This is a genomic window from Brevundimonas sp. GW821-FHT12E07, from assembly GCF_058807035.1.
This window is the reverse complement of record NZ_JBXAQH010000002.1, coordinates 362,279-385,950: the sequence shown is the minus strand read 5'-3', so window position 1 is coordinate 385,950 and position 23,672 is coordinate 362,279. Positions and strand designations below refer to the sequence as shown.

Below are 23,672 nucleotides of genomic sequence, written 5' to 3'. Positions count from 1 at the left end.
CGATTGACCGGTTGCCGTGAGCCAAGGTTCGGAGAAGTCTCGTGAAAGCCGTCGTCCTCAACTGCACCCTCAAGCCTTCACCCGGGACCTCCAGCACCGAGGCCCTGGCGAAGGTCGTCATCGCCGAGCTGGAGAAGGGCGGGGCCGAGGTCGAACTGGTCCGGCTGGTCGACCTGAACATCAAGCCCGGCGTCACCGGCGACGAGGGCGAGGGCGACGACTGGCCGGCCCTGAACGCGAAGCTCAAGGCCGCGAACATCGTGGTCTTCGCCACCCCGACCTGGCTGGGCCAGATGTCCAGCGTGGCCCTGCGCGCGCTCGAACGCATGGACGCCTGGTTCGAGGACACGGACGAAGCGGGCCGTCCCGTCGCCTTCGGCAAGGTTGCGGGCATCGTCATCACCGGCAACGAGGACGGCGCCCACCATATCGTCGCGACCATCAGCCAGGGCCTGATCGACATGGGCTTCACCATCCCGGCCCAGTCCTGGACCTACTGGCACCTCGGCCCGGGACCGGGCCCTGACTATGTCGAGACCGATCAGGGCCACGACTACTCCGACCGCGTCGGCCGCAACGCCGCCCGCAACCTGCTGGCCCTGGCCAAGGTGCTCAAGCCCGAGACCTATCCGGTTCCGGAGAGCGGGGAGTAGCTCCGACGCTGTCGTCGCCCCGACCTTGCCCGGACGGGAAGGCGAAGGGCATTGGCGTACCGGCCACGGCGACGTATGGAGGGGGCGTACAAACCGGGAACTTCCGATGTCGCTCCTCGCGCTGGCCTTTGCGATCGTCCTCCAGACCTCAGCCGGTCACGCGGATCACCCGGCGCCTCCGGGCGAACTCGCGCTACGCGCCGATACCGGTTCTGCGACGTTCGCGGACTCCGACGCCGTCGCTGCCGTCCTCGATAGGCTCCACAAGGCCGCTTCCGAAGCCGATGCGGCGACCTACTGGGCCCAGTTTGCGCCGACGGCCCGGTTCATCGGGACCGACGCGTCGGAGCGGTGGGATCTGGCGGCCTTCCGGGCCTATGCCGATCCCTACTTCGCCCAGGGCAAGGGCTGGACCTATCGGCCCGGCGACCGGGACATTCAGGTCAACGGCGACTTCGCCTGGTTCGACGAGCTTCTCCAGAACGACAGCTACGGAACGACCCGTGGATCCGGGGTGCTGATCAAGCGGGACGGGGTCTGGAAGATCCAGCAGTACGTCCTGAGCTTCGCGGTGCCCAATGACGCCTCGAAGGAGGTCGTGCGCGTCATTGCCGAGCATGAGGCGGCTGCGGATACGGCTCGGGATGCAGCGGCGGTCGCGGATCTGGCCAAGCGCGACTGATGGAGTTCCACGAAGAGGCCTTCGTCCTGTCGGCGCGGGCGCACGGCGATACCGGGGCGGTGGTCGATCTGCTGACCGAGACCCACGGGCGGCACGCGGCCTATGTGGCGGGCGGGGCGTCGCGCAAGATGAAGCCCTTCCTGCAGCCCGGGTCGCGTGTCATCGCCGACTACCGCGCCCGCACCTCGGACCATCTGGGCTCGGCGCGGCTGGAGGCGGTGGGCGAGGGGGCCTCAGCCCTGTTCGACGATCCTCTGGCCCTGACCGGCCTCGCCGCCGCGACCGCTGTAACGCAGGGCGCGCTTCCCGAGCGCGAGCCCCATCCCGGCGCCTTCCTGGCCTTCGAGGCGCTGATGGGCGCGTTCCAGATCCCCGAGGTCTGGCCCGCCATCTTCGTCCGCTTCGAGGCGGGGCTGCTGGAGGACCTCGGCTTCGGTCTCGACCTGTCCCGATGCGCCGCGACCGGCAGCCTCGACGACCTGATCTACGTCAGCCCCCGCACCGGCCGCGCCGTCAGTCGCGAGGCTGGCGCACCCTATGCCGACAAGATGCTGAAGCTGCCGCCCTTTCTGCTGGGCGCCCAGGCGGGGCTGGGGGATGGCGATGTCGGCGCCGGCCTCGACCTGACCGGTCACTTCCTCGAACAGTTCGTCTTCCACCCCCAGAACAAGCCCCTGCCGCCTGCCCGCGACTGGATGGTGGGCAAGCTCAGGGAGCAGGCGCGGCTCTAACGGCCCCTCGGCGCGAGGGCGAGGTAGAAGCCGCCCATGGGCGTCGCCATCTGACGCCGGACGTAGTCAAGCGCCGTGCAGAGCGGGCTGAGGTCGAAGACCTGATGGTCGAACGGGTCGTCAAAGGCGGGCGTCGTCATGGCGGTCGGGTCCAGAAACGCGGGTTTCCCGGCACAACCGTTCTCATCGCCCACAGGTTCCGGTTGCGCCCGCACGCGCCTGTCCCCATTCGGCTGCGCGAACGGGGCGACGACCGCTAGACTTCCTGTTCCGCCTGAGTGATTCGATCCCGCATGACCATCCACGCCCCTCCGCCCGAAGGCGGCCGCATCATCGACGAGCCCATGGAGACGGCGCTGAGCCGCCGCTATCTGGCCTACGCCCTGTCGACGATCACCAACCGCGCCCTGCCGGACGTGCGCGACGGCTTCAAGCCGGTGCACCGCCGCATCATGTATACGATGCACCAGATGCGCCTGAACCCCCAGGCCGCGGCGCGCAAGTGCGCCAAGGTCGTGGGCGACGTGATGGGCACCTATCACCCGCACGGCGACGCCTCGATCTATGACGCCCTGGTGCGTCTGGCCCAGGACTTCTCCCAGCGTTATCCGCTGGTTGATGGACAAGGGAACTTCGGCAACATCGACGGCGATAACGCCGCCGCCATGCGCTACACCGAATGCAAGCTGACCCCGGCCGCCGTCATCCTGATGGAGGGCATCGATCAGGACGCGGTCGACTTCCGTCCGACCTATGACGACCAGGGCGAGGAGCCCATGGTCCTGCCGGCGGGCTTCCCCAACCTGCTGGCCAACGGCTCGTCGGGCATCGCTGTGGGCATGGCGACCTCGATCCCGCCGCACAACGTCGGGGAGCTGATCGATGCCTGCCAGCTGCTGCTGGACCGCCCCGACGCCACGACGGCCGAGCTGGCCGAGATCGTGCCAGGGCCGGACTTCCCGACCGGCGGCGTCGCCGTCGAGGGCCACGCCTCCATCCTCGACGCCTATGAGACCGGCCGCGGCGGGGTGCGCCTGCGTGCCCGCTGGGAGACCGAGGATCTGGGGCGCGGCGTCTGGCGCATCATCGTCACCGAGATGCCCTACCAGGTTCAGAAGTCCAAGCTGATCGAGGGCCTGGCCGAGCTGATCGAGCAGAAGAAGGCCCCGCTGCTGGGCGACGTCCGCGACGAGTCCGCCGAGGACATCCGTCTGGTCATCGAGCCCAAGAACCGGACCATCGAGCCCGAGGTCCTGATGGAGAGTCTGTTCAAGCTCTCCGATCTGGAGGTCCGCTTCCCGATCAACATGAACGTCCTGGACGCCACGGGAACGCCTCGCGTCATGGGCCTCAAGGCCTGTCTGCAGGCCTTCCTCGACCACCGCCGCGACGTCCTGATCCGCCGCGCCCAATGGCGCATCGAGCGGGTCGAGAAGCGACTGCACCTGTTGGAAGGCCTGCGGATCGTCTTCCTCAACCTCGACGAGGTCATCCGCATCGTCCGCGAGGAGGAGCAGCCCAAGGCCGTCCTGATCGCCCGCTTCGGCCTGACCGAGCTGCAGGCCGACTACATCCTCGACACCCGTCTGCGCCAACTGGCCCGGATCGAGGAGATGGCCATCGAGAACGAACACAAGGAGCTGGCCGAGGAACTGGCCATGCTCCAGGCGCTGTCGACCTCGCCGGCGAAGCAGTGGAAGAAGATCGGCCAGGACCTGGCCGCCGTCCGCAAGGTGATGATCTCGCCACGCCGCACCACGATCGCGGAGGCCGTCGACGCGTCGGCCTTCGTGGCTCCGGAAGCCTATATCCCGCGCGAGGCCATCACCGTCATCCTGTCGGAGCGGGGCTGGATCCGCGCCGCCAAGGGCAAGGTCGAGGACCCGTCGGAGCTCAAGTTCAAGGAGGGCGACGCGCTCGCCTACCTCGTGCCCGCCTTCACCACGGACAAGATCCTGGTCGCCGCCTCGGACGGCCGGGTCTTCACCATCGGCGCCGACAAGCTGGCCGGCGGGCGTGGCCATGGCGAGCCCCTGCGTCTGATGATCGAGCTGGAGGAGAAGGCCGACATCGTCGCCGTCCTCGCCCACCAGCCGGGTTCCAAGCTGATGGTGGCGTCCAGGGCCGGCTATGGCTTCATCGCCCCCGAAGACGACATGCTGGCCCAGAAGCGGGGCGGCAAGCAGGTGCTGAACGGCGAACTTCTGGCCCTGCTGCGCTTCGGCGCCGCCGACCATGTCGCGACCATCGGCGAGAACCTCAAGACCCTGATCTTCAAGGCGGAAGAGCTGCCCGAGATGGGCCGCGGCAAGGGCGTGAAGCTCCAGTCCTACAAACAGGGCGGGCTGCAGGACATCACCGTCTTCAACGGCGAGATGGGCCCCGAATGGGCCGACGGCGGCGGTCGCCGCCGCAACTGGCCCGACTGGAAGGACTGGCTCGGCAAGCGCGCCGGGGCCGGCCGGATGGGGCCGCGGGGGCTGCGGAAGTTCCGGTAAGCGCCGGGTGTGGGGTGTGGGCTGTCCCCATGCCGTTATCCCCCACGCCGTCATCCTCGGGCTTGTCCCGAGGACCCATGGAGGATGCGGGCGGGATCTGAACCGCTGAGGCGCGCTGGCTGACCGTCGTCGTCCTGCCATGCTGAACCGTGGGTCCTCGGGACGAGCCCGAGGATGACGGTGCGGGGGCGGAAAAAACCTTGCACTTCGAGTGCAATGGCAGATGTTGATCGTGAGGATCAGTGCTCAATCTGTTGATTTAAGGTCATTTTCTCAATCTGAAACCGCAGCTTCGGCTTTGCACTCGAGTGCAATGGCGTGCACGCGGCGTCAGGCCGTCATCGGGAATGTCAAAGACCGGAAGGCGGCATTCTACTGCCGTTCCCAACGGCGCCGGGCCGAATGGCGGGGCGGATCGGCAGGGCGTTGATCGGCAAAGGTTTCGCAGGCGGGCGGATGCGAGGTTCAGTCTTCGTACTTCGACCGCGCGATGGCCTTGAGCGCTTCGAGAGCCCGGTCGCGGGCCTCGCCGTGGTCGAGGATGGGTTTGGGATAGTCGGTCCCCAGCCGGACCTTCGCCTTGGCCAACACATCCTCCGGCGCGGTCCAGGGGGCGTGGATCCATTTGGTGGGGAGGGCGGCGAGTTCAGGGACCCAGCGCCGCACATAGTCGCCGTCGGCGTCGAACCTCTGGCCTTGGGCGGTCGGGTTGAAGATGCGGAAGAAAGGCGAGGCGTCGGCGCCCGAGCCGGCGACCCACTGCCAGTTCTGGACGTTGTTGGCGAGGTCGGCGTCGACGAGGGTGTCCCAGAACCAGGCCTCTCCCTTGCGCCAGTCGACCAGCAGGTCCTTCACCAGGAAGGAGGCGACGATCATCCGCACCCGGTTGTGCATCCAGCCGGTGGTCCACAACTGGCGCATGCCGGCATCCACGATCGGATAGCCGGTCTGGCCCCGCGTCCAGGCGCGGTAGCCCTTGGTATCCGTCCGCCAGGGGAAGGCGTCGTACTCAGGCCGGAACGACCGCTCCGTGATCTGCGGGAAGGCGTGGAGCAGATGGGCAGAGAATTCGCGCCAGGCGATCTCGGCGGTGAACTTCTCGGCTTCGGCGGCCGGAGCGCGCCCGTCGGCGGCGGCCTTGCGCACCACCTCGATCACCCGCCAGGGATGGATCTCGCCCCAGTGCAGGTGGGGCGACAGCCGGCTGCCGCCGACCTCGGCCGGATGGTCGCGGCCGGTCGAATAGGTCTTGAGGGCCTCGCCGGTAAAGGCGTGCAGGGTCTCGATGGCCGCGGCCTCGCCGGGCGTCCAGTCGAAGCCGGTTGACCAGTCGGGCTTTGACGGCGTCAGGTCCCAGTCGTCGAGGTCGTCGCTATCCAGCCCCTTCACGGGCGTCAGGGTGCGCGGTCCGGTGGTGTGCGGCGGGGCCTCAGCCTTCGCCAGCAGGGCGTTCTTGAACGGGGTGAAGACCTTGTACGGCCCGCCCGAGCCGGTCAGGACCGAGCCCGGCTTTGCCATCAGCGAGCCGTTGAAGCCCCGGCATTCGACGCCGTCCTCCTTGAGCGCATGGGCGATGTCGGCGTCGCGGGTCCAGGCCTCGGGCTCGAACGACCGGTTCATGAAGACGGTGTCAGCCCCGGTCTCCTCGATCAGCCGCCTCAGTTCGCTCTCGGCATGGCCGCGCCGCAGCACCAGCGGGGCGCCCCGGGCCTTCAGGCTGTCGCCCAGCGCGCGCAGCGACCCGTCCAGCCACCACAAGGAGGCGGCGCCCCAGGGACGCCCGTCGCCGGCCGCGTCGAGGATGAAGACCGGGACCACCGGCCGCCCGGTCTCCGCCGCCGCGTTCAGCGCCGGGTTGTCGGCCAGCCGCAGGTCGCGCCGGAACCACAGGATGACGGGAGAGGCGTCGGCGTTCGGCAAGTCCAGGCTCCGTGCGTTTCCAGCGTCTTAGGCCCGTGAAGCCCGTCCCGCACAAGTCGTCGCGCGGTCAAAGGTTTCCATCGGCCGGGCTCAAACCCCGGATGGCGGAACCGGACTGAATCCGGTAGGTCGTCCGGATGGCTCAACACACCCTTGATCTGGGCGCCCTGCAGATCCTGCTCGACCGCGTCGCCGGGCTGAACATCGCCTGCGTCGGCGACCTGATGCTGGACCGCTATGTCTATGGCGAGGTCACCCGCGTCTCGCCGGAAGCGCCCATTCCCGTGCTCAAGACGAAGCGAACGGTGTCGATGCCGGGCGGCGTCGGCAATGTGGCGCGCAACGTCGCGGCCCTGGGCGGGCAGGCCCGTCTGGGCGCGGTTTCGGGTCCCGACGCCGCCGGTGACGAACTGGCCGCCCTGATCGCCGCCGAGGACCGGGTCGCCGACTTCGTCGCCCGTCCGGCCGGCGCCACGACCATCGTCAAGACCCGCTTCGTCTCCGCCGGCCAGCAGCTGCTGCGGCTGGACGAGGAGGAGATCGCCGTCGGCGTGTTCGATCGCGAGGACGTCTTCGCCGACGCCGCCGCCATCCTGCTGTCCGACTACGACAAGGGCGTCGTCACCGAACGGCTGATCCGCTCCGCCCTCTGGGCCGGTCAGAATACGGGCGTCCCGGTCATCGTCGATCCGAAAGGACGGGACTTCGCCCGCTACGGCGCCGTCGATGTGATCAAGCCCAACGCTTCGGAGCTGGCCGGGGCCACGGGCATGCCGGTCGGGACCGACGCCGAGGTCGAGGCCGCGCTCGCGCACCTGCTGTCGATCACCACGGCCAAGGCCCTGATCGTCACCCGCGCGGGCAAGGGGATGTCCATTGCCAGGCGCAGTGAGCCGGTCGTCCATCTGCCCGGTCGCGCGCGCGAGGTGTTCGACGTCTCTGGCGCCGGAGACACCTGTATGGCGTCGCTCGGTCTGGCGCTCGGCGCCGGGGCCTCGCTGGAGCAGGCCGTTGAGTTCGCTATCCTCGCCTCGGGGGTAGTGGTGGGTAAGAGCGGCACCGCCGTCGTCACCCCGGCCGAGTTGATCGAGGCCGAGATGAGCCAGCACGCCTCCCTGGCCCATGCCAAGGTCACTCCGGTGGACGAACTGGCCGGTCAGGTCGAGGCGTGGCGGCGTCAGGGGCTGAAGGTCGGCTTCACCAACGGCTGTTTCGACATCCTGCACCGCGGCCACGTGGCCTATCTGGCCCAGGCGCGCAGCTGGTGCGACCGGCTGGTGGTGGCCCTCAACACCGACGCCTCGGTGCGGCGGCTCAAGGGCGAGGGGCGGCCGGTCAACGATCTGGACAGCCGCGCCGTGGTCATCGGCGGCCTCGCCAGCGTGGACCGGGTCACCGCCTTCGACGACCCGACGCCGATCGCCCTGATCGAGCGCCTGCGCCCCGACGTCCTGATCAAGGGCGCGGACTATACCCGCGAGGGGGTGGTCGGCGGTGATCTGGTCGAGAGCTGGGGCGGTGAAGTGAAGCTGGCCCAGTTCCAGGACGGCTATTCGACCACAAAGACCATCGAGAAGCTGTCGGGAGACGCATCATGAGGCGGATGATCGTCGTCACCGGCGGGGCCGGCTTCATCGGCTCCAACATCGTCGCGCGGCTGACGGGCGAGGACCGCTATGACGTCGTCGTCTGCGACCGGATGGAGACCGCCGACCTGGCCAAGTGGAAGAACCTGGCCAAACACCCGATCGCCGACTTCTGGGAGCCCGAGGACCTGTTCGAACAGCTCGAGCGGCATGCGGAAGAGATCGAGGCCGTGGTCCATATGGGCGCGATCTCGGCGACGACCGAGCCCGACGCCGACCTGATCATGCGGACCAACTTCATCCTGTCGCGCGACCTGTGGGACTGGTGCTCGATCCGCGACGCGCGTCTCATCTACGCCTCCTCGGCGGCGACATACGGCGACGGAGACGGCGGCTTCGAGGATGACGACAGTCTGGAGGGCCTCGGCGCGCTGCGGCCGCTGAACGCCTATGGCTATTCCAAGATGCTGTTCGACCAGTATGCGGCGCGCCAGTCGGACCGGGGCCAGTCGCCGGGCCAGTGGGCGGGGCTGAAATTCTTCAACGTCTATGGGCCCAACGAGGGTCACAAGGGGACGATGAAGTCGGTCGTGGCCCAGATCTGGCCCAAGGTCGCGGCCGGTGAGACGGTGACCCTGTTCCGCTCGCACAATCCGAACTATCCGGACGGCGGCCAGATGCGGGACTTCGTCTTCGTGGACGACGTGGTCGACATCATCGCCTGGCTGCTGGACAGCCCGCACGTCTCGGGCGTGTTCAACGCGGGTTCGGGTCAGGCGCGGTCCTTCCTCGACCTGGCCAACGCCACCTTCGCGGCGGCGGGCAAGACGCCCGCCATCGACTATGTCGACACCCCCGTCTCGATCCGCGACCGCTACCAGTACTTCACCGAGGCCCGGATGGAGCGCATCCGCGCCGCCGGCTATTCCGGTCAGTCGACGCCGCTGGAAGAGGGCGTGCGCCGCTATGTCCAGGACTTCCTGTCCCAGCCGGATCAATATCGTTGACGCGTCGGCGGCTGACCTTGCGCCAGTGGGTCGGCTGGCTGGGCTTCGCGTTGGTCTTCGTCATCGCGACGGCGACGGCCGTCTGGCGCGGCGACATCCTGAAGGCCGGGCTCGATCCCCAGGTGCCGTTCCAGACCTATACGCCGCCGCCCGCGCCCGACTATGCCCGGGCGTCGAGCTGGGCCCTGCGCGAGGCGCGCACGCCGGGCGCCGGCGCGGCCGCGGTCTTCTTCGTACACTCCACCACCTATGACGGCGGCCGGAACTGGAACGGGCCGATCGACGACAAGGACGCGGACGCCTATCTGCGCCGGGTGGTCATCCCCAACTACGCCGGGCCGTTCGAGCGGGCCGGGGCGATCAGCATTCCGCGCTACCGTCAGGCCAGTCTCTATACCCGCCTGACCATGCGCACCGACGCCCGCGACGCCCGGGCCTTCGCCTATCGCGACGTGCTGGCGGCGTTCGAGGTCTGGCTGGCGCGGCATCCGACGGGGCCGATCGTCCTGGCCGGGGTGGAGCAAGGCGCCGACCTGCTGGACCGGCTGGTGCGCACCCGGGTCGCGACGGACGACGCCCTGCGTCGCCGACTGGTCGCCGTCTATATGGTCGACACCATCGTCGCCGTGGACAATCTCAGTCCGAATGTCCCGGGGTGCGCGGCGCGGAACCAGACCGCCTGTATCGTCGCCTGGTCCCAGGTCGGGGAGGGCGACGACGGCGCGGCCGAGCGGCGCCTGCGTCGGGCTTTGGTCTGGAACGCCCGTGGCCGGCTGGTGAACCTGGACGGCCGCAAGACCCTGTGCGTCAACCCGGTCAGCGGCGCGGCGGATGAACAGCCTGTGCCCGCCCGCCGCCACCTCGGCGCCGCCAACGCCACGGGGCTGGAATGGGGCGTGCGCCCCGCCTTCCTCGACCGGCTGGTGGCGGCCCAGTGCCGCGGCGGACTGCTGCGTCACACCATGCCCGACTCAGAGGCTTTCAAGGAGGTCGGCGACTGGGCCGACCGGCGGAAGGCGCGGCAATACAATCTGTTCTACGCCGATGTTGAGGCCGATGTTCAGGCGCGTCTGGCCGCCTGGAAAGCGGCCAACCCGAACGGCTAGTCCAGTCCGGGCCGGTCGTTGCGCCAGTCGAACAGGGCTTCCAGCGTCTTCACCGCCTCGCCGCGCGGGCTGAGCAGGTCCGGGTCGCGGCCGAGGATCAGCCGGGCGTCGTCGGCGGCGGCCAGCATCAGGGCACGGTGCCGGATCGGGTCGGCGAAGCGATAGGCCGGGAAGCCGCTCTGTTTGAGGCCCAGCGGATCGCCGCCGCCACGCAGGCGGAAGTCTTCCTCGGCGATCTCGAACCCGTCCTCGGTGCGGCGCAAGGTCTCCAGCCGTTCCTTGGCCGTCTCGCCCAGCGTATCGCCGTACAGCAGGATGCAGGCGCTGGCCTTGGCGCCGCGCCCGACGCGGCCACGCAACTGGTGCAACTGGGCCAGGCCGAAGCGGTCGGCGTGTTCGATGACCATGATGGAGGCGTTGGGCACATCGACCCCGACCTCCACGACGGTCGTGGCCACCAGGATCGGGATACGGCCGTCGGCGAAATCGGCCATGACGGCCTCGCGCTGGGCGCCCGGCATCTGGCCGTGGGCGAGGCCGACCTCGATCTGCAGGATGCGGCGCAGGTCTTCCGCACGCGCTTCGGCGGCGGCGAGGTCGGTGGCCTCGCTCTCGGCGACCAGAGGACAGATCCAGTAGGCCTGGGCGCCGCCCTCGATGGCCGCTTTCAGGCGTTTGGCCACCTCGCCGATGCGCGAGCCGGGCAGGACGGCGGTGGCGACGGGCGTGCGGCCCGGGGGCTTCTCCATCAGGCGGCTGACCTCCAGCTCGCCGTACTGGGTCAGCTCAAGCGTGCGCGGGATGGGCGTCGCCGACATGGTCAGCAGATGGACGCCGCCGGTGCGTGGATCGCCCTTGGCCTGCAGCCGCTGGCGCTCGTTGACCCCGAAGCGGTGCTGTTCGTCGATCACCGCCAGACCCAGCCGGTCGAAGCGCACGGCGTCCTGGAACAGGGCGTGGGTGCCGATGGCGACCTGGGCGCGGCCGGTGGCGAGGGCGTCCAGCCGCTCGCGCCGCTCCGCCGTGGTGTCGCGACCGGTCAGAAGGACCGAGGCGATGCCCGCGCGCTCCAGCATCGGCGACAGGCGCTGGTAATGCTGGCGGGCGAGGATCTCGGTGGGGGCCATCAGAGCGGCCTGGAAGCCGCTGGAGGCCGCATCGGCCATGGCCAGGGCCGCGACCGCCGTCTTGCCCGAGCCCACGTCGCCCTGCAGCAGCCGGCCCATCTGTTCGCCGCCTGCCAGATCGGCGCGGATCTCGGCGACGGCCTGGGCCTGCGCCCCGGTCAGGGTGAAGGGCAGGGCGGCCAGCAGGGCTTGGGAGGCCTCGCCCGGACGGATCACCGGCGCGGGGGTGATCTGACGCGCGCGGCGACGGCGGGCGAGGGCCAGCTGGTGGGCGAAAAGCTCGTCATAGGCCAGCCGCTGACGAACCGGGGCGTCGGGCTCCAGGTCACGTTCTCCGGCGGGAGCGTGCAGGGCGTCCAGCGCCGGCCGCCAGCCGGGCCAGCCCTGTTTCGTGAGCCAGGCGGGGTCCTGCCACTCGGCCAGCTCGGGCGCCGCCGCCAGCGCCTGCAGGGCCAGTTTGCGCACTACCCGCGAGGTCAGGCCCGCCGTGGCCGGGTAGACCGGTTCGACCGTCGGGATCTCCTCGCCCTTGTCCAGAGGCACGATCCAGTCGGGATGCAGGATCTGCACCTCGCCGTTGAACCGCTCGACCTTGCCCGAGACCAGTCGCCGCTCGCCGCGCGGCAGCTGGCGGTCGATGTGCTGGGGCGAGCCGCCGAACCAGACCAGATGGACATAGCCGGTGTCGTCCGAGGCCCGGACCTTGAGCGGCGCGCCCGGGCGCGACGGCACGAACAGCCGGTCGACAACCACGTCGAAGACGCCCACTTCTCCGTCCACGGCCTCGGCGGCGTTGGTGCGGCGGCGGGTGATGACGCCTGACGGGCTCAGGAACAGGACGTCGCGCACCAGCGGTCCGGCCAGTTTCTGGATCAGCGGCGCGACCTTGGCGCCCACGCCCTTCAGGCTGGTGGCCTCGGCGAACAGGGGGAAGAGGACGGGCGGACGCATGTCAGGCGAAACCGGCGCGGCGACGCGCGCAAAGATTGCAAACGGTGTTATCCGGGCGCAAAATCACAGCCCTCAGGTCAGGCTGGGGGGAGGGTGGCGTGTCGATTTCGATTCTGCAGCAAAATCTCATCGACAAGGGCTACGACGTCGGCATCGTGGACGGCAAGCTGGGCGCCCTGACCTTTCAGGGGCTGGCCGAATATGTGAGCAGCAATGTCGCTCCCGACGGCACCGGCGACCTGCTGGCCCTGACCCTGCCGAAGGTGATGTCCAAGCGGCTGGAATACATCCACTTCTTCGCCCAGGTGTCGCACGAAAGCGGCTTCAAGCCGCAGTCCGAGAACCTTAACTATTCGGCGGCGGGGCTGCGCGCCACCTTCTCCAAGGCCCGCATTTCAGACGCCCAGTGTCAGAAATTCGGGCGCAGCGCGACCCAGGCGGCGGACAAGGTCTCCATCGGCAACACCATCTACGGCGGGGCCTGGGGCAAGACCAACCTCGGCAACACCCAGCCCGGCGACGGCTACAAATATCGCGGGCGGGGTCTGATCCAGCTGACGGGACGGGCCAACTACCATGCCCTGGGTGTGGCCTATGAGGTCAATCCCGACCTGCTGCTGACCCCCGCGGGCTCGATCGCTGGAGCCGTCGACTTCTGGACCTCCAAGGGGCTGAACGCCCTGGCCCAGACGGACAGCGTGTCAAAGGTGACCCTGCGCATCAACGGCGGCGACAAGGGGCTGGCCGAGCGCAAGGCCCTGACCGACAAGATCAAGGCGATCTGGCCGGCCTAAAGACGGCAGCAGGCGTCCGTTCCTCACGCCGGTACGGCTGGCGGCGCGGCGCGACGCTCGCTATATCCCGCGCCTCATGACTGATGACCGTGACCAGACCCGCCTGTCTCGCGCGCGCTTTCGCGCCTGGCGTCGAGGCTTCCGTGAAGCCGACATGGTGCTGGGGCCGTTCATCGAGCAGGAAGGCCCTGCGCTGACGGACGCCGAGTTGACCGAGTTCGAGGGCCTGTTGATGCAGGATAACGACCACGAGCTCTACAGCTGGATCATCGAGACGGCGCCGACGCCGGCCGAGCATGAGACCCCCCTGATGGCCCGCATCCGCGCCTTCGTGAAAGAGCACGTCTCCCATGCCGTCCAGCAGGGGATCGGCTGAGTGGCGCGTCAGGATATCGAACTGGGCGGGGCGCCGGAGGGTCTCGACGCCCTGACCGTCGCCGAACGACTGCAGAAGTCCGGCGGGACCGCCGTCTTCATCGCCCGCGACTATCAACGCGCCGGAAACTTCGCCAAAGCCTTCCGCTTCTTCGCGAAAGATATTGAAGTTCTCGAGTTTCCGGCCTGGGACTGTCTGCCCTATGACCGGCTGAGCCCGACGTCGTCGGTGTCGGCCGAGCGGATGGCGGCCCTGACCGAGCTGGCCGGACGGCCGGCGCGCTCGCCCAACCCCCTGCTGGTCGTCACCACCATCGCCGCCGCCATGCAGCGCACCCCGCCGCAGGAGGTCACCGCCTCGGCCGGGTTCGACGCCGCCGTGGGCCGCGATCTGGATCAGGCGGCGCTCGAGAAATACTTCGCCACCAACGGCTATATGCGCGCCTCCACCGTCAATGAGCGCGGCGAATACGCCGTGCGCGGCGGGGTCATCGACGTCTTCCCGCCGGGCTTTGAAGAGCCGGTGCGGCTGGACATGTTCGGCTCGGAACTGGAATCGATCCGCACCTTCGACCCGGCGACCCAGCGCTCGACGGGGCAGAGGAAGAAGATCTCCCTGTCGCCGGTGTCCGAGGCCCTGCTGGACGCTGAGACCATCTCGCGCTTCCGCACCGGCTATCTGGGCCTGTTCGGCGCGGGCGGGGACGATCCCCTTTATGTCGCCGTGTCCGAAGGGGCGCGGCGTCAGGGGATGGAGCACTGGCTGCCGCTGCTCTATCCGAACCTCGAGACCCTGTTCGACTATTTGCCCGACGATGCGGCCGTCTTCCTGGACAACCAGGCCGAGGCGGCGCGGGGCGAACGCTGGGCCCTGGCCAAGGACGCCTATGAGGCCCGGCGCGAGGCCTCCCTGACCAAGGGCGGCGCCGCCAACCGCGCCCTGCCGCCGGACCGGCTCTATCTGCCCGAGGGGGACTGGAACAGCGCGCTCGCGGGCCGCGATGTCCGCCGTCTGACGCCGTTCGACACCACAGGCGAAGACGCAGGCGGCCGTCTGGGGCGCACCTTCGCCGCCGAGCGGGCGCAGGACAGCGTCAATCTGTTCGAGGCCGTCGCCCATCACGCCGCGGCGCTGAAAGAGCAGGGCAAGCGGGTACTGTTCGCCTCCTGGACCGAGGGCTCGTCCGAGCGTCTGTCGGTCATGCTGGCCGACCACGGGCTGGATCACGTCGTCGCCGTGCGCGACTGGGCCGATGTGCAGTCGGCGCCGAAGGACCTGTATCTGCGCGCCGTCCTGCCGGTGGAGCACGGCTTCACGACGGACAGTCTGGCGGTCATCTCCGAGACCGACATGCTGGGCGACCGGCTGGCGCGGCCCAAGCGCAAGCGTCGTGCGTCCAACTTCCTCGCCGAGGCCTCGGCCCTGACGACCGGCGACCTCGTCGTCCACCTCGATCACGGCATCGGGCGCTATGAGGGGCTGAAGACGCTGGAGATCCAGGACGCGCCCCACGACTGCCTCGAGCTGCAGTACGCCGGCGATTCCAAGCTGTTCCTGCCGGTCGAGAACATCGACCTTCTGACCCGCTACGGCACGGATTCCGAAGACGTCCAGCTGGACCGTCTGGGCGGCGCGGCTTGGCAGGGGCGCAAGGCCAAGGCCAAGGCGCGGCTGCGCGAAATGGCCGAGGGGCTCATCGCCCTGGCCGCCAAGCGTGCGCTGCGGGTCTCGGACGCCATCACCCCGCCGCAGGGGCTGTTCGACGAGTTCTGCGCCCGCTTCCCCTATGAGGAGACCGACGACCAGCTCAACGCCATCGGCGACGTGCTGGAGGATCTGGGCAAGGGCACGCCGATGGATCGCCTGATCTGCGGCGACGTGGGTTTCGGCAAGACCGAGGTGGCCCTGCGCGCCGCCTTCGTGGTGGCCATGAGCGGTCAGCAGGTCGCCGTCGTCTGCCCGACGACCCTGCTGGCGCGCCAGCATTTCAAGACCTTCTCCGAACGCTTCGCCGGCTGGCCGATCACCGTGCGCCACCTGTCGCGCATGGTCACCGCCAAGGACGCCGCCGAAAGCCGCGCGGGCCTGAAGGACGGGTCGTTCGAGATCGTGGTCGGGACCCACGCGGTCCTGGCCGAACAGGTCGGCTTCAAGGACTTGGGCCTGGTCATCGTCGACGAGGAGCAGCATTTCGGGGTAAAGCACAAGGAGAAGCTCAAGAGCTTGCGCGCCGATGTGCACCTGCTGACCCTGACCGCGACGCCCATTCCGCGCACCCTGCAGATGGCCCTGTCGGGCATCCGCGAGATGTCGATCATCGCCACCCCGCCGGTCGATCGTCTGGCCGTGCGGACCTATGTCACGCCCTGGGATCAGGTGCTGATCCGCGAGGCCCTGCTGCGCGAGAAGTATCGCGGGGGTCAGGCCTTCTACGTCTGTCCGCGCCTGTCGGACCTGCCGGACATCGAGAAATTCCTGCGCGAACAGGTCCCCGAGATCAAGTTCGTGGTCGGGCACGGCCAGATGTCGCCCACCCAGCTGGAAGACGTGATGAGCGCCTTCTACGACGGCGAGTACGACCTGCTGGTCTCGACCACCATCGTCGAGAGCGGCATCGACATCCCGACCGCCAACACCCTGATCGTGCACAGGGCCGACATGTTCGGCCTGGCGCAGCTGCACCAGATCCGCGGCCGGATCGGGCGGTCCAAGGCGCGCGCCTTCGCCTATCTGACCACGGATCCGAAGCGGCCCCTGACCCTGTCGGCCGAGCGGCGTCTGCAGGTGCTGCAGTCGCTGGACAATCTCGGCGCCGGCTTCCAGCTGGCCTCGCACGATCTGGACCAGCGCGGCGGCGGCAATCTGCTGGGCGACGAGCAGTCGGGCCATATCCGCGAGGTGGGGGTCGAACTCTATCAGCAGATGCTGGAAGACGCCGTGGCCAGTCTGCGCGAAGCGGGCGAGGAGGTCGTCGACCGCGGCTGGTCTCCGGCCATCAATGTCGGCGCGGCCGTATTGATTCCAGAAAATTACGTCCCGGACCTCAACGTTCGTCTGAGCCTCTATCGCCGCCTGTCGGACGCCGAACGCACCGAGGAGCGCGAGGCCCTGGCCGCCGAGCTGATCGACCGCTTCGGCCCGCTGCCGGACGAGGCGAAGCAGCTGCTGCGCATCGTCGGGGTCAAGGCCAGCTGCAAGACGGCCTGTATCGAACGCATCGACATCGGGCCCAAGGGCTGTGTCATGACCCTGCGCAACAACAGCTTCCCCAACCCGATGGGGCTGGTGGGCCTGATCCAGAAGAACCACGCCTTCTGGAAGATCCGCCCGGATCAGAAGATCGTCGTCATGGGCGACTGGCCGACGCCGGAGGACCGCTTGAAGGTCGCCGAACGCATCACCGCCGATCTGGCGCGGGTGGCGGGGGCGGCCTAGTTCAGGTCAGGAGTGTGCGGCGGCGGCCGCCGCCCTTGCCGCTTCATGCTTGCGGCGGGACAGGTCGGCCGAGGCGCGTTCGAGCACAGAGGCGGGGCTTTCGCCGGGGGAGACCTCGGCCGAGCCGACGTCGAACTCGACCACGAAGGGCGAACGCTCGGGGCCGGCGTCGAAGGCGGTGCAGCCGACCACGGCGGCGATGCGCTCGGCGGCCAGCCGTCCGGCGGGGCCGGGGGTGGCGGGCAGGGCCAGGGCGAAGACCTCGGGCGCCAGCAGGGCGGCGGTGTCCTCGACCCGCACCAGTCGCGAGACCATGGCCCCGATCTGGGGCATGGCCCGGTCCAGCCAGCCGCCCGCGCGGGCGTGGGCCAGGCTGTCGCTGTCGGCGACGCGCAGGACGCAGACCGACAGGGCCCGGCGGCGTGACTTCGCCCCCTCGGCCAGACGGGCTAGGTGGGAGGCGAACAGTTCGCGGGTGAACAGGCCGGTCGAGGAGTCCATCAGACCCGAGCCGCGCGCCGTCTCCAGCGCCTTGCGGATGGCCTGATGCCGCCGGTGCGAGGCGGCCAGACCCAGGACGCGGGATGCGGTCTCGGCCTCGGGCGTGTCGGCGGCGGCGATGTCGGCGAAGCCCCGGTTGTAGAGCTCGGCCAGATTGATCTCGCCGGCGCTGCGCAGATAGAGGATCAGGGGGATGTGATAGAGGCGGGTGTTGCGCTTCATCCCGGCCGCGATCGACAGGGCCGGCGCATGGTCGGGCGCGCCCCACAGGACCGCGGCGTCGAAGGCCGCCTCATGCAGATAGTCGAATGCCGTATAGGGGGTCGGCGCCGCGACCACCTCTGCGCCCGCCGCCGTCAGGGCGTTGGACAGGGCGATGAAGCGCGGATCGGCGCCGCCGGCGACCAGGATCTTGAGCGGGGCCGGATCGGCCTGTTCGATGGTCAGGGTCGCGCCCTGCAGGGCGAAGGTCGCCTGACGCAGGCGGAACTCTTCTTCCGCAATGGCGGCGCGCATCAGGTGCTCGATGCGCAGCGCGGCCTGGGCCGGGTGCGGCGGCTCGGACATGGCCAGATCGACGCCCGGCGCGTCCGCGGCCTTGCCGATGGCGATGATCGACAGACGCCGGTCGCCGGCGGCCTCGCGCAGCAGCTGGGCGATCTCGGGGAAGCCGGGGTGGGTGGCGTCCAGCACGGCGGCTTCGAGGGTGAAGTCGTCCAGGGCGGCGACGGCGGCGGGCGCCGAACGCGCGGTCAGGGTCCGCCAGCCGAGGGCGTCGAGGCCGCGACACAGGGGTCCGACCAGATCGTCCGTCTCAGCGACGACCAGAACGCGAGGATCGGGGCCCAATTAGTCGTCTCCTAAGCCTCGCAAAACCACGGGTTTAAGCCCCGCGCGAAGTCGGCGGACCATAACGACGGCCGCCCCGCCGACGCAACGGCAATGCAGGGCTGCCGGGGGAAAACTTTGTCAGACTTTCGTACGCTTCCCTCCCGCGCATTTTCCGCTAAGAGTCGCCCGCTTGGTAGTGCTGTGGGGCCGGCTTGAGCGGACAGACGACAGACGTCGCGACCGAAGGTCATCAGGGCAGGTTGTCTCCGGCCTTCTGGGGAAAGCTGGCGGTTCGGGCCTTCACGCGCAGCTGGGGCCGCGACGTGATGCTCTACACGGGCGGGGTGTCCTTCTTCGCCCTGCTGGCGGTGTTTCCGGCGATCGCCATCCTGATCGGCTTCTACAAGGCCGTGCTGTCGATCAGCCAGGTCAGCGAACAGGCCGTCGCGCTGGCCGACATGCTGCCGCACGCCGCCCGCGCCATCTTCCAGCAGGAGGTCGAGCGTCTGGCCAGCGTCGGGGCGCGCACCGTCTCGGCCCAGAGCGCCTTCGCCCTGTTCATCGGCGCCTATGCCGCGCACCGTGGATTCAAGGCCTTGCTGGCGGGTCTTAACCTGATTCATGACGAGACCGAGCCGCACGGCTTCTTCAAATTCAATCTGCTGGCCTTCTTCGTGGCCCTGTTCGCCTTCGTCCTGTTCACCGTGGTGTCGGGCGCGGTCGTGACCTCGCGGCTGATGGAGCACACTTCGGAGCAGGTTCGGGGGCATTCCCTGCCGCTGGACGGTGTCTGGCCCGCTCTCGGCCTCGCGCTTGGTCTGTCGCTGCTCTACCGCTACGCCATGTCGCACCGGTCCAAGGTCGCCTGGGCGCCGTCGATCACTGGCGGGGTGGTGGCGACGGTGATGTCGATGATCTCGTCCTGGCTCTGCGCCATCTATGTCGAGCAGGTGGCCTCGCTGGGCGCGACCTACGGCTCGGTCGGCGCTGTGGTGGTGCTGCTGATCTGGCTGTCGTGGAACATCAACGCCATCTTCTACGGCGGCGCCTTCGCCACCGAGATGGAGATCGCCTGGCGCACGCGCGGCAAGCCGGACGCCCAGCCCGAGGGCGGCGACAGCGCCCGCGTCGTCAGCCTGTCGGAACGGCGCCAGTCCCGTCGCTAGACGTCTGGACGACAAGCGTCAGGACGCCGTCGGCCTCCGTCGTCTCGACCACCCGACCGCCCAGCTCGCTCATCAGGAAGGGCACGTCGATCCGCGCCATGGGATCGGTGGCCAGCAAGGTCGCACGGGTTCCCGGCGCGACCCCCTCCAACGCCTTCCTCAGCCGCAGCGACGGGACGGGGCAGCGGTGGCCGCGCGCGTCGATGATCACGCCCGGAGCCGCGACAGCAGCATGGCCAGGGCGACCCTGACGCTTTCCAGTCGGACCGTCTCGCGCCCCAGGTCGCCGAAGCGGTGCTCTGCATGCACCACCCCGTCGGCGCAGGCCGCGGCGAAATGCACCAGGCCGACCGGCTTTTCCGCCGAACCGCCGCCGGGGCCGGCGATGCCTGTGATCGACACGGCCAGGGCGGCGCGCGACTGGGCCACCGCCCCCACCGCCATGGCGCGGGCGACCGGCTCCGACACGGCGCCGTGGTCGTCTATCAGCGCCATCGGCACGCCCAGCATCTGGGCCTTGGCCTCATTCGAATAGGTGACGAAGCCGCGGTCGACGACCGCCGACGATCCGGCCACCGCCGTCAGGGCGCCCGCCACCAGGCCGCCGGTGCAGCTCTCGGCCGTGGCAATCATCACCTCGTTCTCGAGCGCGGCGGCGATTACCGCCCGGGCGAGGCTTTCGACGTCTTCAGGAAACATTGTCCTATCCGCGGCACAAACGAGTCGGCCTAGGGTGACCACAGACCGCCTGTCTGTCGACCGGCCGGACCGTGACGGAGCGCCTATGACCGACGCCGACATCGACAGCCTCGCCGCCCAGCCGCCCCGCGGGGCTTCACGCGATCCGGTGATACCGATCCTGTTCGCCGTGGCCATCTTCACCTCGGCGGCCCTGGTCTTCGTGGTCCAGCCGATGGTGACCAAGCTGGTCCTGCCGATGCTGGGCGGTTCGCCGTCGGTGTGGAACACCTCGATGGTCTTCTTCCAGACCGCGCTTCTGGCCGGATACGCCTATGCCCACGCCCTGCAGCGGCTGAAGGCGGTGCGGACGCAGCTGGCCATCCATCTGGCCCTGTTGCTGCTGGCCGGGATGTTCCTGCCGTTGAAGATCAGCGGCCTGTTGGGCGAGCCGAACCCGGCAGCGCCGATCGGCTGGCTGCTGGCCACCCTGACCCTGTCGGTCGGGGCGCCGTTCGCAGTCCTGTCGGCGACCGCGCCCCTGCTGCAGGCCTGGTACGCCCGGGTCCGCGTCGGGCATGCGGACGGCCAGAACCCCTATGTTCTCTACGCCGCCTCCAACCTCGGCAGCTTCCTCGCCCTGCTGGCCTATCCGGTCGTGATCGAGCCGCTGATGTCGTTGTCCGGCCAGAGGGCGAGCTGGAGCGGCGGCTATGCGAGCTTCATGCTGATGGTCGTGGCCTTGGCCTGGGTCGTCTGGCGCCGGCGTGTGGACCTGCAGGAAAGCGTGTCCGAGGCCCTGCCGGTCAGCCCGCCCATCGCCTGGCGCGAGAAGGCGGTGCTGGTGCTGCTGGCCGCCGGACCGTCCAGCCTGATGCTGGGGGTGACCGCCCATCTGTCGACCGACGTCGCCTCGGCGCCCTTCCTGTGGGTGATCCCGCTGGCGCTCTATCTGCTGACCTTCGTCATCGCCTTCCAGAACAAGCCGGTCATTCCGTTGCAGATCACCCTGATGATCGCGGCGGCGGTGGGGATCGTCTGCATCTCCATGACCGCCTCGCGGTCGGGCAACTGGGCGATGATGTTCGGCCTGCACCTGACGGCCTTCTTCTTTCTGGCCCTGATGTGTCACCAACGGCTGGCGGCCCGGCGACCGGCGCCCGACAGGCTGACCGAGTTCTATCTGCTGATGTCGCTGGGCGGAGTGGTCGGGGGCGCCTTCACGGCCCTGCTGGCGCCGGTGATCTTCAGGACGGTGCTGGAATATCCGCTCGTGCTGGTCCTGGTCGGTCTGGCTCGGCCGAACAGCAAGACGCCGATCCGCAAGTGGGAGGTCTATGCGTTCGTCGCGGCGATCCTGATCTGCCTGGCGCCCATCGTGCTCAAGGGCGTGTTCGACGCGCGCTGGGACTTCGCCTGGGCCTGGAGCCGCAACGTCAGCGCCTCGTTCGAGCAGACGACCCAGCTGATCCTGCTGTTCGCCATGATCGCCGCCTTCCTGATCCGCGACCGGATGCCGGCCTATGTGATCATCAGCGCCCTGATCGCCATCGTCACCCTGTCCATCGGCAGGGGCTATGACTGGGCCCTGACGGAGCGCAGCTTCTTCGGCGTCATGCGGGTCGCCGACCGAAGCGACGACCGGATGGGCGGCAAGGTCCATGTGCTGATGCACGGGACGACCCTGCACGGGGGACAGGCGCGCGACCCGGCCTTCGCCTGTACGCCGACGCTCTATTATTCGCCCGCAGGCCCGATCGGCCAGGTCACCCAGGTGGTGCAGAACCGCGCCTGGGGCGTCCGCATGGGGGTGGTCGGGCAGGGCTCCGGCGCCATGGCGGGCTACAAGCGCGCCGAGGACCGGCTGACCTTCTTCGAGATCGACCCGATGGTCGACAGGCTGTCGCGCGATCCGAAATGGTTCACCTTCATCAACGGCTGCGCGAAGCAGAACGGGCCGGGCGGGGCGATCGACACGGTGCTGGGCGACGCGCGTCTGTCGCTGGTCAAGCAGCCGGCGGGGACCTACGACCTGCTGCTGATCGACGCCTTCTCATCGGACTCGGTGCCGACCCATCTGCTGACGGAAGAAGCCATCGCCGGCTATCTGAAGCTGCTCAAGCCGACCGGCGTGGTCATCCTGCATCTGTCGAACCGCAACCTCGACATCACCGGCCCGGCCGAGGCGGCGGCGCGGGCGCTGAAGGCGCCGCACCTGCACCAGCTGTATATGGAGAACGCCAACGCGCCGGACCTGGCCGAGGCCTCGACCGAGGTGCTGATCCTGTCGCCGACCGAGGAAGGGCTGGCCGAGTTCCAGGCCGATCGCCGGTGGGAGCGTCTGCCCGACCCGAAGGTCCGGCCCTGGACCGACGACTATGTGAACCTGTTCGGCTCGCTGTGGCGGCACCTGAAGGCCCAGTGGGCCCAGGAATAGGTCAGGGGGCGGGCAGCTCGATCGTCGCGACGGCCTGGGCGGCCAGGCCTTCGCCGCGGCCGGTGAAGCCCATGGCCTCGGTCGTGGTGGCCTTCACGCTGACGGCGTCGAGGGGCAGGGACAGAATGGCGGCGACACGCTCGCGCATGGCCTGACGGTGCGGCTTCACCTTGGGCCGCTCGCAGATCAGGGTGACGTCGACATGGACCATGCGACCGCCGCGCGCCGTGACCTTCTCAGCCGCATATTCGAGGAAGCGGTCCGAGGACGCGCCCTTCCACTTCGGGTCGGTGGGCGGGAAGTGGTCGCCGATGTCGCCGTCGCCAAGCGCGCCGAGGATGGCGTCGGTCAGGGCGTGCAGGCCGGCGTCGGCGTCGGAATGGCCGATCAGGGTCTGGTCGTGGGGGATCTCCACGCCGCACAGCCAGACCGAGCCGCCAGGACCCCAGCGGTGGGCGTCGAAGCCGGAGCCGACGCGGGTCTGCATCCGGGTGCTGGCGGCGATCAGGGCCTCGGCCATGGCGAAATCCTCGGGGAAGGTCAGTTTCATCAGTCGGGCGTCGCCCTCGACGACCACGACCTTGCCGCCGTCGGCCTCGACCACGGCGCAGTCGTCGGTGGGGCTCTCGGCGGAGGACCAGTTGGCCCAGGCGGCTTCAAGGCGGTCGCGGCGGAAGGCCTGGGGGGTCTGGGCGCGCCACAGGTGGTTACGGTCGACCGTGCCGGTGATGGCCTCGCCCGAGGTCTTCTTGAGCGTATCGGCGACGGGCAGGGCGGGCAGGGCGCCGTCGGCTGTTTCAAGGGCCCTCAGCAGACGCTGGATCACGGGCGCGCCCAGCAGGGGGCGGGCCGCGTCATGGATCAGGACGATCTGGTCGGCGGGGCCGGTCAGGCTGGCCAAGCCCGCACGCACCGACTCGGCCCGGGTCGCGCCGCCGGTGACGGAGCGCCAGCCGGTCAGGCCCGACAGCGCCGCCTCGGCCGTCTCATGCCCGTCTTGCGAGACCACGACGGCGACGTCTTCGGCGCCTGCCGCCAGCAGGGCCTCGACGGACCAGCGCAGCACGGGCTTGCCGCCCAGCGACCGCCATTGCTTGGCCACTCCGGCGGCGTTGGCGGCTCTGGAGCCGGTTCCGGCGGCGACGACGATGGCGGCGAATGTCATGGCGGCCTTCTAATCGCCCCGGTTCGGC

At 69.1% G+C, this 23,672-nt stretch carries 19 protein-coding genes; 12 read left to right on the top strand and 7 right to left on the bottom strand.

The window, feature by feature from the left end:
- Positions 1 to 41: 41 nt before the first annotated feature.
- The 3 genes from AC1ROD_RS09965 (at position 42) to recO (ending at position 2,066) form a co-directional block, all read left to right on the top strand.
- A complete protein-coding gene (locus tag AC1ROD_RS09965; protein ID WP_492948091.1) occupies positions 42 to 653 on the top strand; it encodes a flavodoxin family protein in 612 nt (203 codons plus the stop codon).
- Positions 654 to 759: 106 nt separating this feature from the next.
- Positions 760 to 1,335 carry a nuclear transport factor 2 family protein gene (locus AC1ROD_RS09960; protein WP_492948090.1) on the top strand — a complete coding sequence of 192 codons (576 nt, stop codon included), beginning with the start codon at positions 760 to 762 and terminating at the stop codon, positions 1,333 to 1,335.
- Positions 1,335 to 2,066: a DNA repair protein RecO gene (recO, locus tag AC1ROD_RS09955; RefSeq protein ID WP_492948089.1), complete on the top strand. Its 732-nt coding sequence runs from the start codon at positions 1,335 to 1,337 to the stop codon at positions 2,064 to 2,066. The genes AC1ROD_RS09960 and recO overlap by 1 nt, the downstream gene beginning before the upstream one ends.
- On the opposite strand, the gene AC1ROD_RS09950 is transcribed toward recO, so the two are convergent.
- Positions 2,063 to 2,206 (bottom strand): hypothetical protein, encoded by a 144-nt coding sequence (locus AC1ROD_RS09950; protein WP_492948088.1) that lies wholly within the window; start codon positions 2,204 to 2,206, stop codon positions 2,063 to 2,065. The two genes, recO and AC1ROD_RS09950, sit on opposite strands and share 4 nt — an antisense overlap.
- 153 nt (positions 2,207 to 2,359) lie before the next feature.
- Here AC1ROD_RS09950 and parC point away from each other — a divergent pair, with 153 nt between their 5' ends.
- On the top strand, positions 2,360 to 4,564 hold the full coding sequence (gene parC, locus AC1ROD_RS09945; RefSeq protein ID WP_492948087.1) for a DNA topoisomerase IV subunit A: 2,205 nt from the start codon (positions 2,360 to 2,362) through the stop codon (positions 4,562 to 4,564).
- A 465-nt stretch (positions 4,565 to 5,029) separates the two neighbouring features.
- On the opposite strand, the gene AC1ROD_RS09940 is transcribed toward parC, so the two are convergent.
- Entirely contained in the window at positions 5,030 to 6,484 is a 1,455-nt protein-coding gene (locus AC1ROD_RS09940; protein WP_492948086.1) for a cryptochrome/photolyase family protein, read from the bottom strand.
- Between the two features lie 137 nt (positions 6,485 to 6,621).
- Here AC1ROD_RS09940 and rfaE2 point away from each other — a divergent pair, with 137 nt between their 5' ends.
- From rfaE2 to AC1ROD_RS09925, 3 genes are read left to right on the top strand one after another with little or no spacing between them, the layout of a single operon-like run.
- Positions 6,622 to 8,082 carry a D-glycero-beta-D-manno-heptose 1-phosphate adenylyltransferase gene (gene rfaE2, locus AC1ROD_RS09935; protein WP_492948085.1) on the top strand — a complete coding sequence of 487 codons (1,461 nt, stop codon included), beginning with the start codon at positions 6,622 to 6,624 and terminating at the stop codon, positions 8,080 to 8,082.
- Between the two features lie 5 nt (positions 8,083 to 8,087).
- Positions 8,088 to 9,077, top strand: a complete 990-nt coding sequence (gene rfaD, locus AC1ROD_RS09930) for an ADP-glyceromanno-heptose 6-epimerase (protein ID WP_492948441.1) — start codon at positions 8,088 to 8,090, stop codon at positions 9,075 to 9,077.
- A complete protein-coding gene (locus AC1ROD_RS09925; RefSeq protein WP_492948084.1) occupies positions 9,074 to 10,183 on the top strand; it encodes a DUF3089 domain-containing protein in 1,110 nt (369 codons plus the stop codon). The genes rfaD and AC1ROD_RS09925 overlap by 4 nt, the downstream gene beginning before the upstream one ends.
- On the opposite strand, the gene recG is transcribed toward AC1ROD_RS09925, so the two are convergent.
- Positions 10,180 to 12,261, bottom strand: coding sequence for an ATP-dependent DNA helicase RecG (gene recG / locus AC1ROD_RS09920; RefSeq protein ID WP_492948083.1), 2,082 nt, complete (start codon positions 12,259 to 12,261; stop codon positions 10,180 to 10,182). The genes AC1ROD_RS09925 and recG overlap by 4 nt on opposite strands.
- 98 nt (positions 12,262 to 12,359) lie before the next feature.
- Here recG and AC1ROD_RS09915 point away from each other — a divergent pair, with 98 nt between their 5' ends.
- The 3 genes from AC1ROD_RS09915 (at position 12,360) to mfd (ending at position 16,866) form a co-directional block, all read left to right on the top strand.
- On the top strand, positions 12,360 to 13,055 hold the full coding sequence (locus tag AC1ROD_RS09915; RefSeq protein ID WP_492948082.1) for a glycoside hydrolase family 19 protein: 696 nt from the start codon (positions 12,360 to 12,362) through the stop codon (positions 13,053 to 13,055).
- A gap of 76 nt (positions 13,056 to 13,131) precedes the next feature.
- Positions 13,132 to 13,431, top strand: coding sequence for an FAD assembly factor SdhE (locus AC1ROD_RS09910; RefSeq protein WP_492948081.1), 300 nt, complete (start codon positions 13,132 to 13,134; stop codon positions 13,429 to 13,431).
- Entirely contained in the window at positions 13,432 to 16,866 is a 3,435-nt protein-coding gene (mfd, locus tag AC1ROD_RS09905) for a transcription-repair coupling factor (protein WP_492948080.1), read from the top strand.
- Between the two features lie 6 nt (positions 16,867 to 16,872).
- On the opposite strand, the gene AC1ROD_RS09900 is transcribed toward mfd, so the two are convergent.
- On the bottom strand, positions 16,873 to 18,216 hold the full coding sequence (locus AC1ROD_RS09900) for a diguanylate cyclase domain-containing protein (RefSeq protein WP_492948079.1): 1,344 nt from the start codon (positions 18,214 to 18,216) through the stop codon (positions 16,873 to 16,875).
- A 194-nt stretch (positions 18,217 to 18,410) separates the two neighbouring features.
- Between AC1ROD_RS09900 and AC1ROD_RS09895 the strand changes: the two genes are divergently transcribed.
- A complete protein-coding gene (locus AC1ROD_RS09895) occupies positions 18,411 to 19,364 on the top strand; it encodes a YihY/virulence factor BrkB family protein (protein ID WP_492948078.1) in 954 nt (317 codons plus the stop codon).
- Here the strand turns inward: AC1ROD_RS09895 and AC1ROD_RS09890 are convergent.
- Both AC1ROD_RS09890 and AC1ROD_RS09885 read right to left on the bottom strand, forming a co-directional pair.
- On the bottom strand, positions 19,330 to 19,575 hold the full coding sequence (locus tag AC1ROD_RS09890) for a sulfurtransferase TusA family protein (protein ID WP_492948077.1): 246 nt from the start codon (positions 19,573 to 19,575) through the stop codon (positions 19,330 to 19,332). The two genes, AC1ROD_RS09895 and AC1ROD_RS09890, sit on opposite strands and share 35 nt — an antisense overlap.
- Positions 19,572 to 20,063 (bottom strand): CinA family protein, encoded by a 492-nt coding sequence (locus AC1ROD_RS09885; RefSeq protein ID WP_492948076.1) that lies wholly within the window; start codon positions 20,061 to 20,063, stop codon positions 19,572 to 19,574. Before AC1ROD_RS09885 ends, AC1ROD_RS09890 begins: the two co-directional genes overlap by 4 nt.
- Before the next feature lie 85 nt (positions 20,064 to 20,148).
- Between AC1ROD_RS09885 and AC1ROD_RS09880 the strand changes: the two genes are divergently transcribed.
- Complete coding sequence (locus AC1ROD_RS09880; protein WP_492948075.1) at positions 20,149 to 22,479, top strand: spermidine synthase; 2,331 nt, start codon at positions 20,149 to 20,151, stop codon at positions 22,477 to 22,479.
- A 1-nt stretch (position 22,480) separates the two neighbouring features.
- On the opposite strand, the gene AC1ROD_RS09875 is transcribed toward AC1ROD_RS09880, so the two are convergent.
- Positions 22,481 to 23,644: a bifunctional 2-C-methyl-D-erythritol 4-phosphate cytidylyltransferase/2-C-methyl-D-erythritol 2,4-cyclodiphosphate synthase gene (locus AC1ROD_RS09875; protein ID WP_492948074.1), complete on the bottom strand. Its 1,164-nt coding sequence runs from the start codon at positions 23,642 to 23,644 to the stop codon at positions 22,481 to 22,483.
- Positions 23,645 to 23,672: the final 28 nt, after the last annotated feature.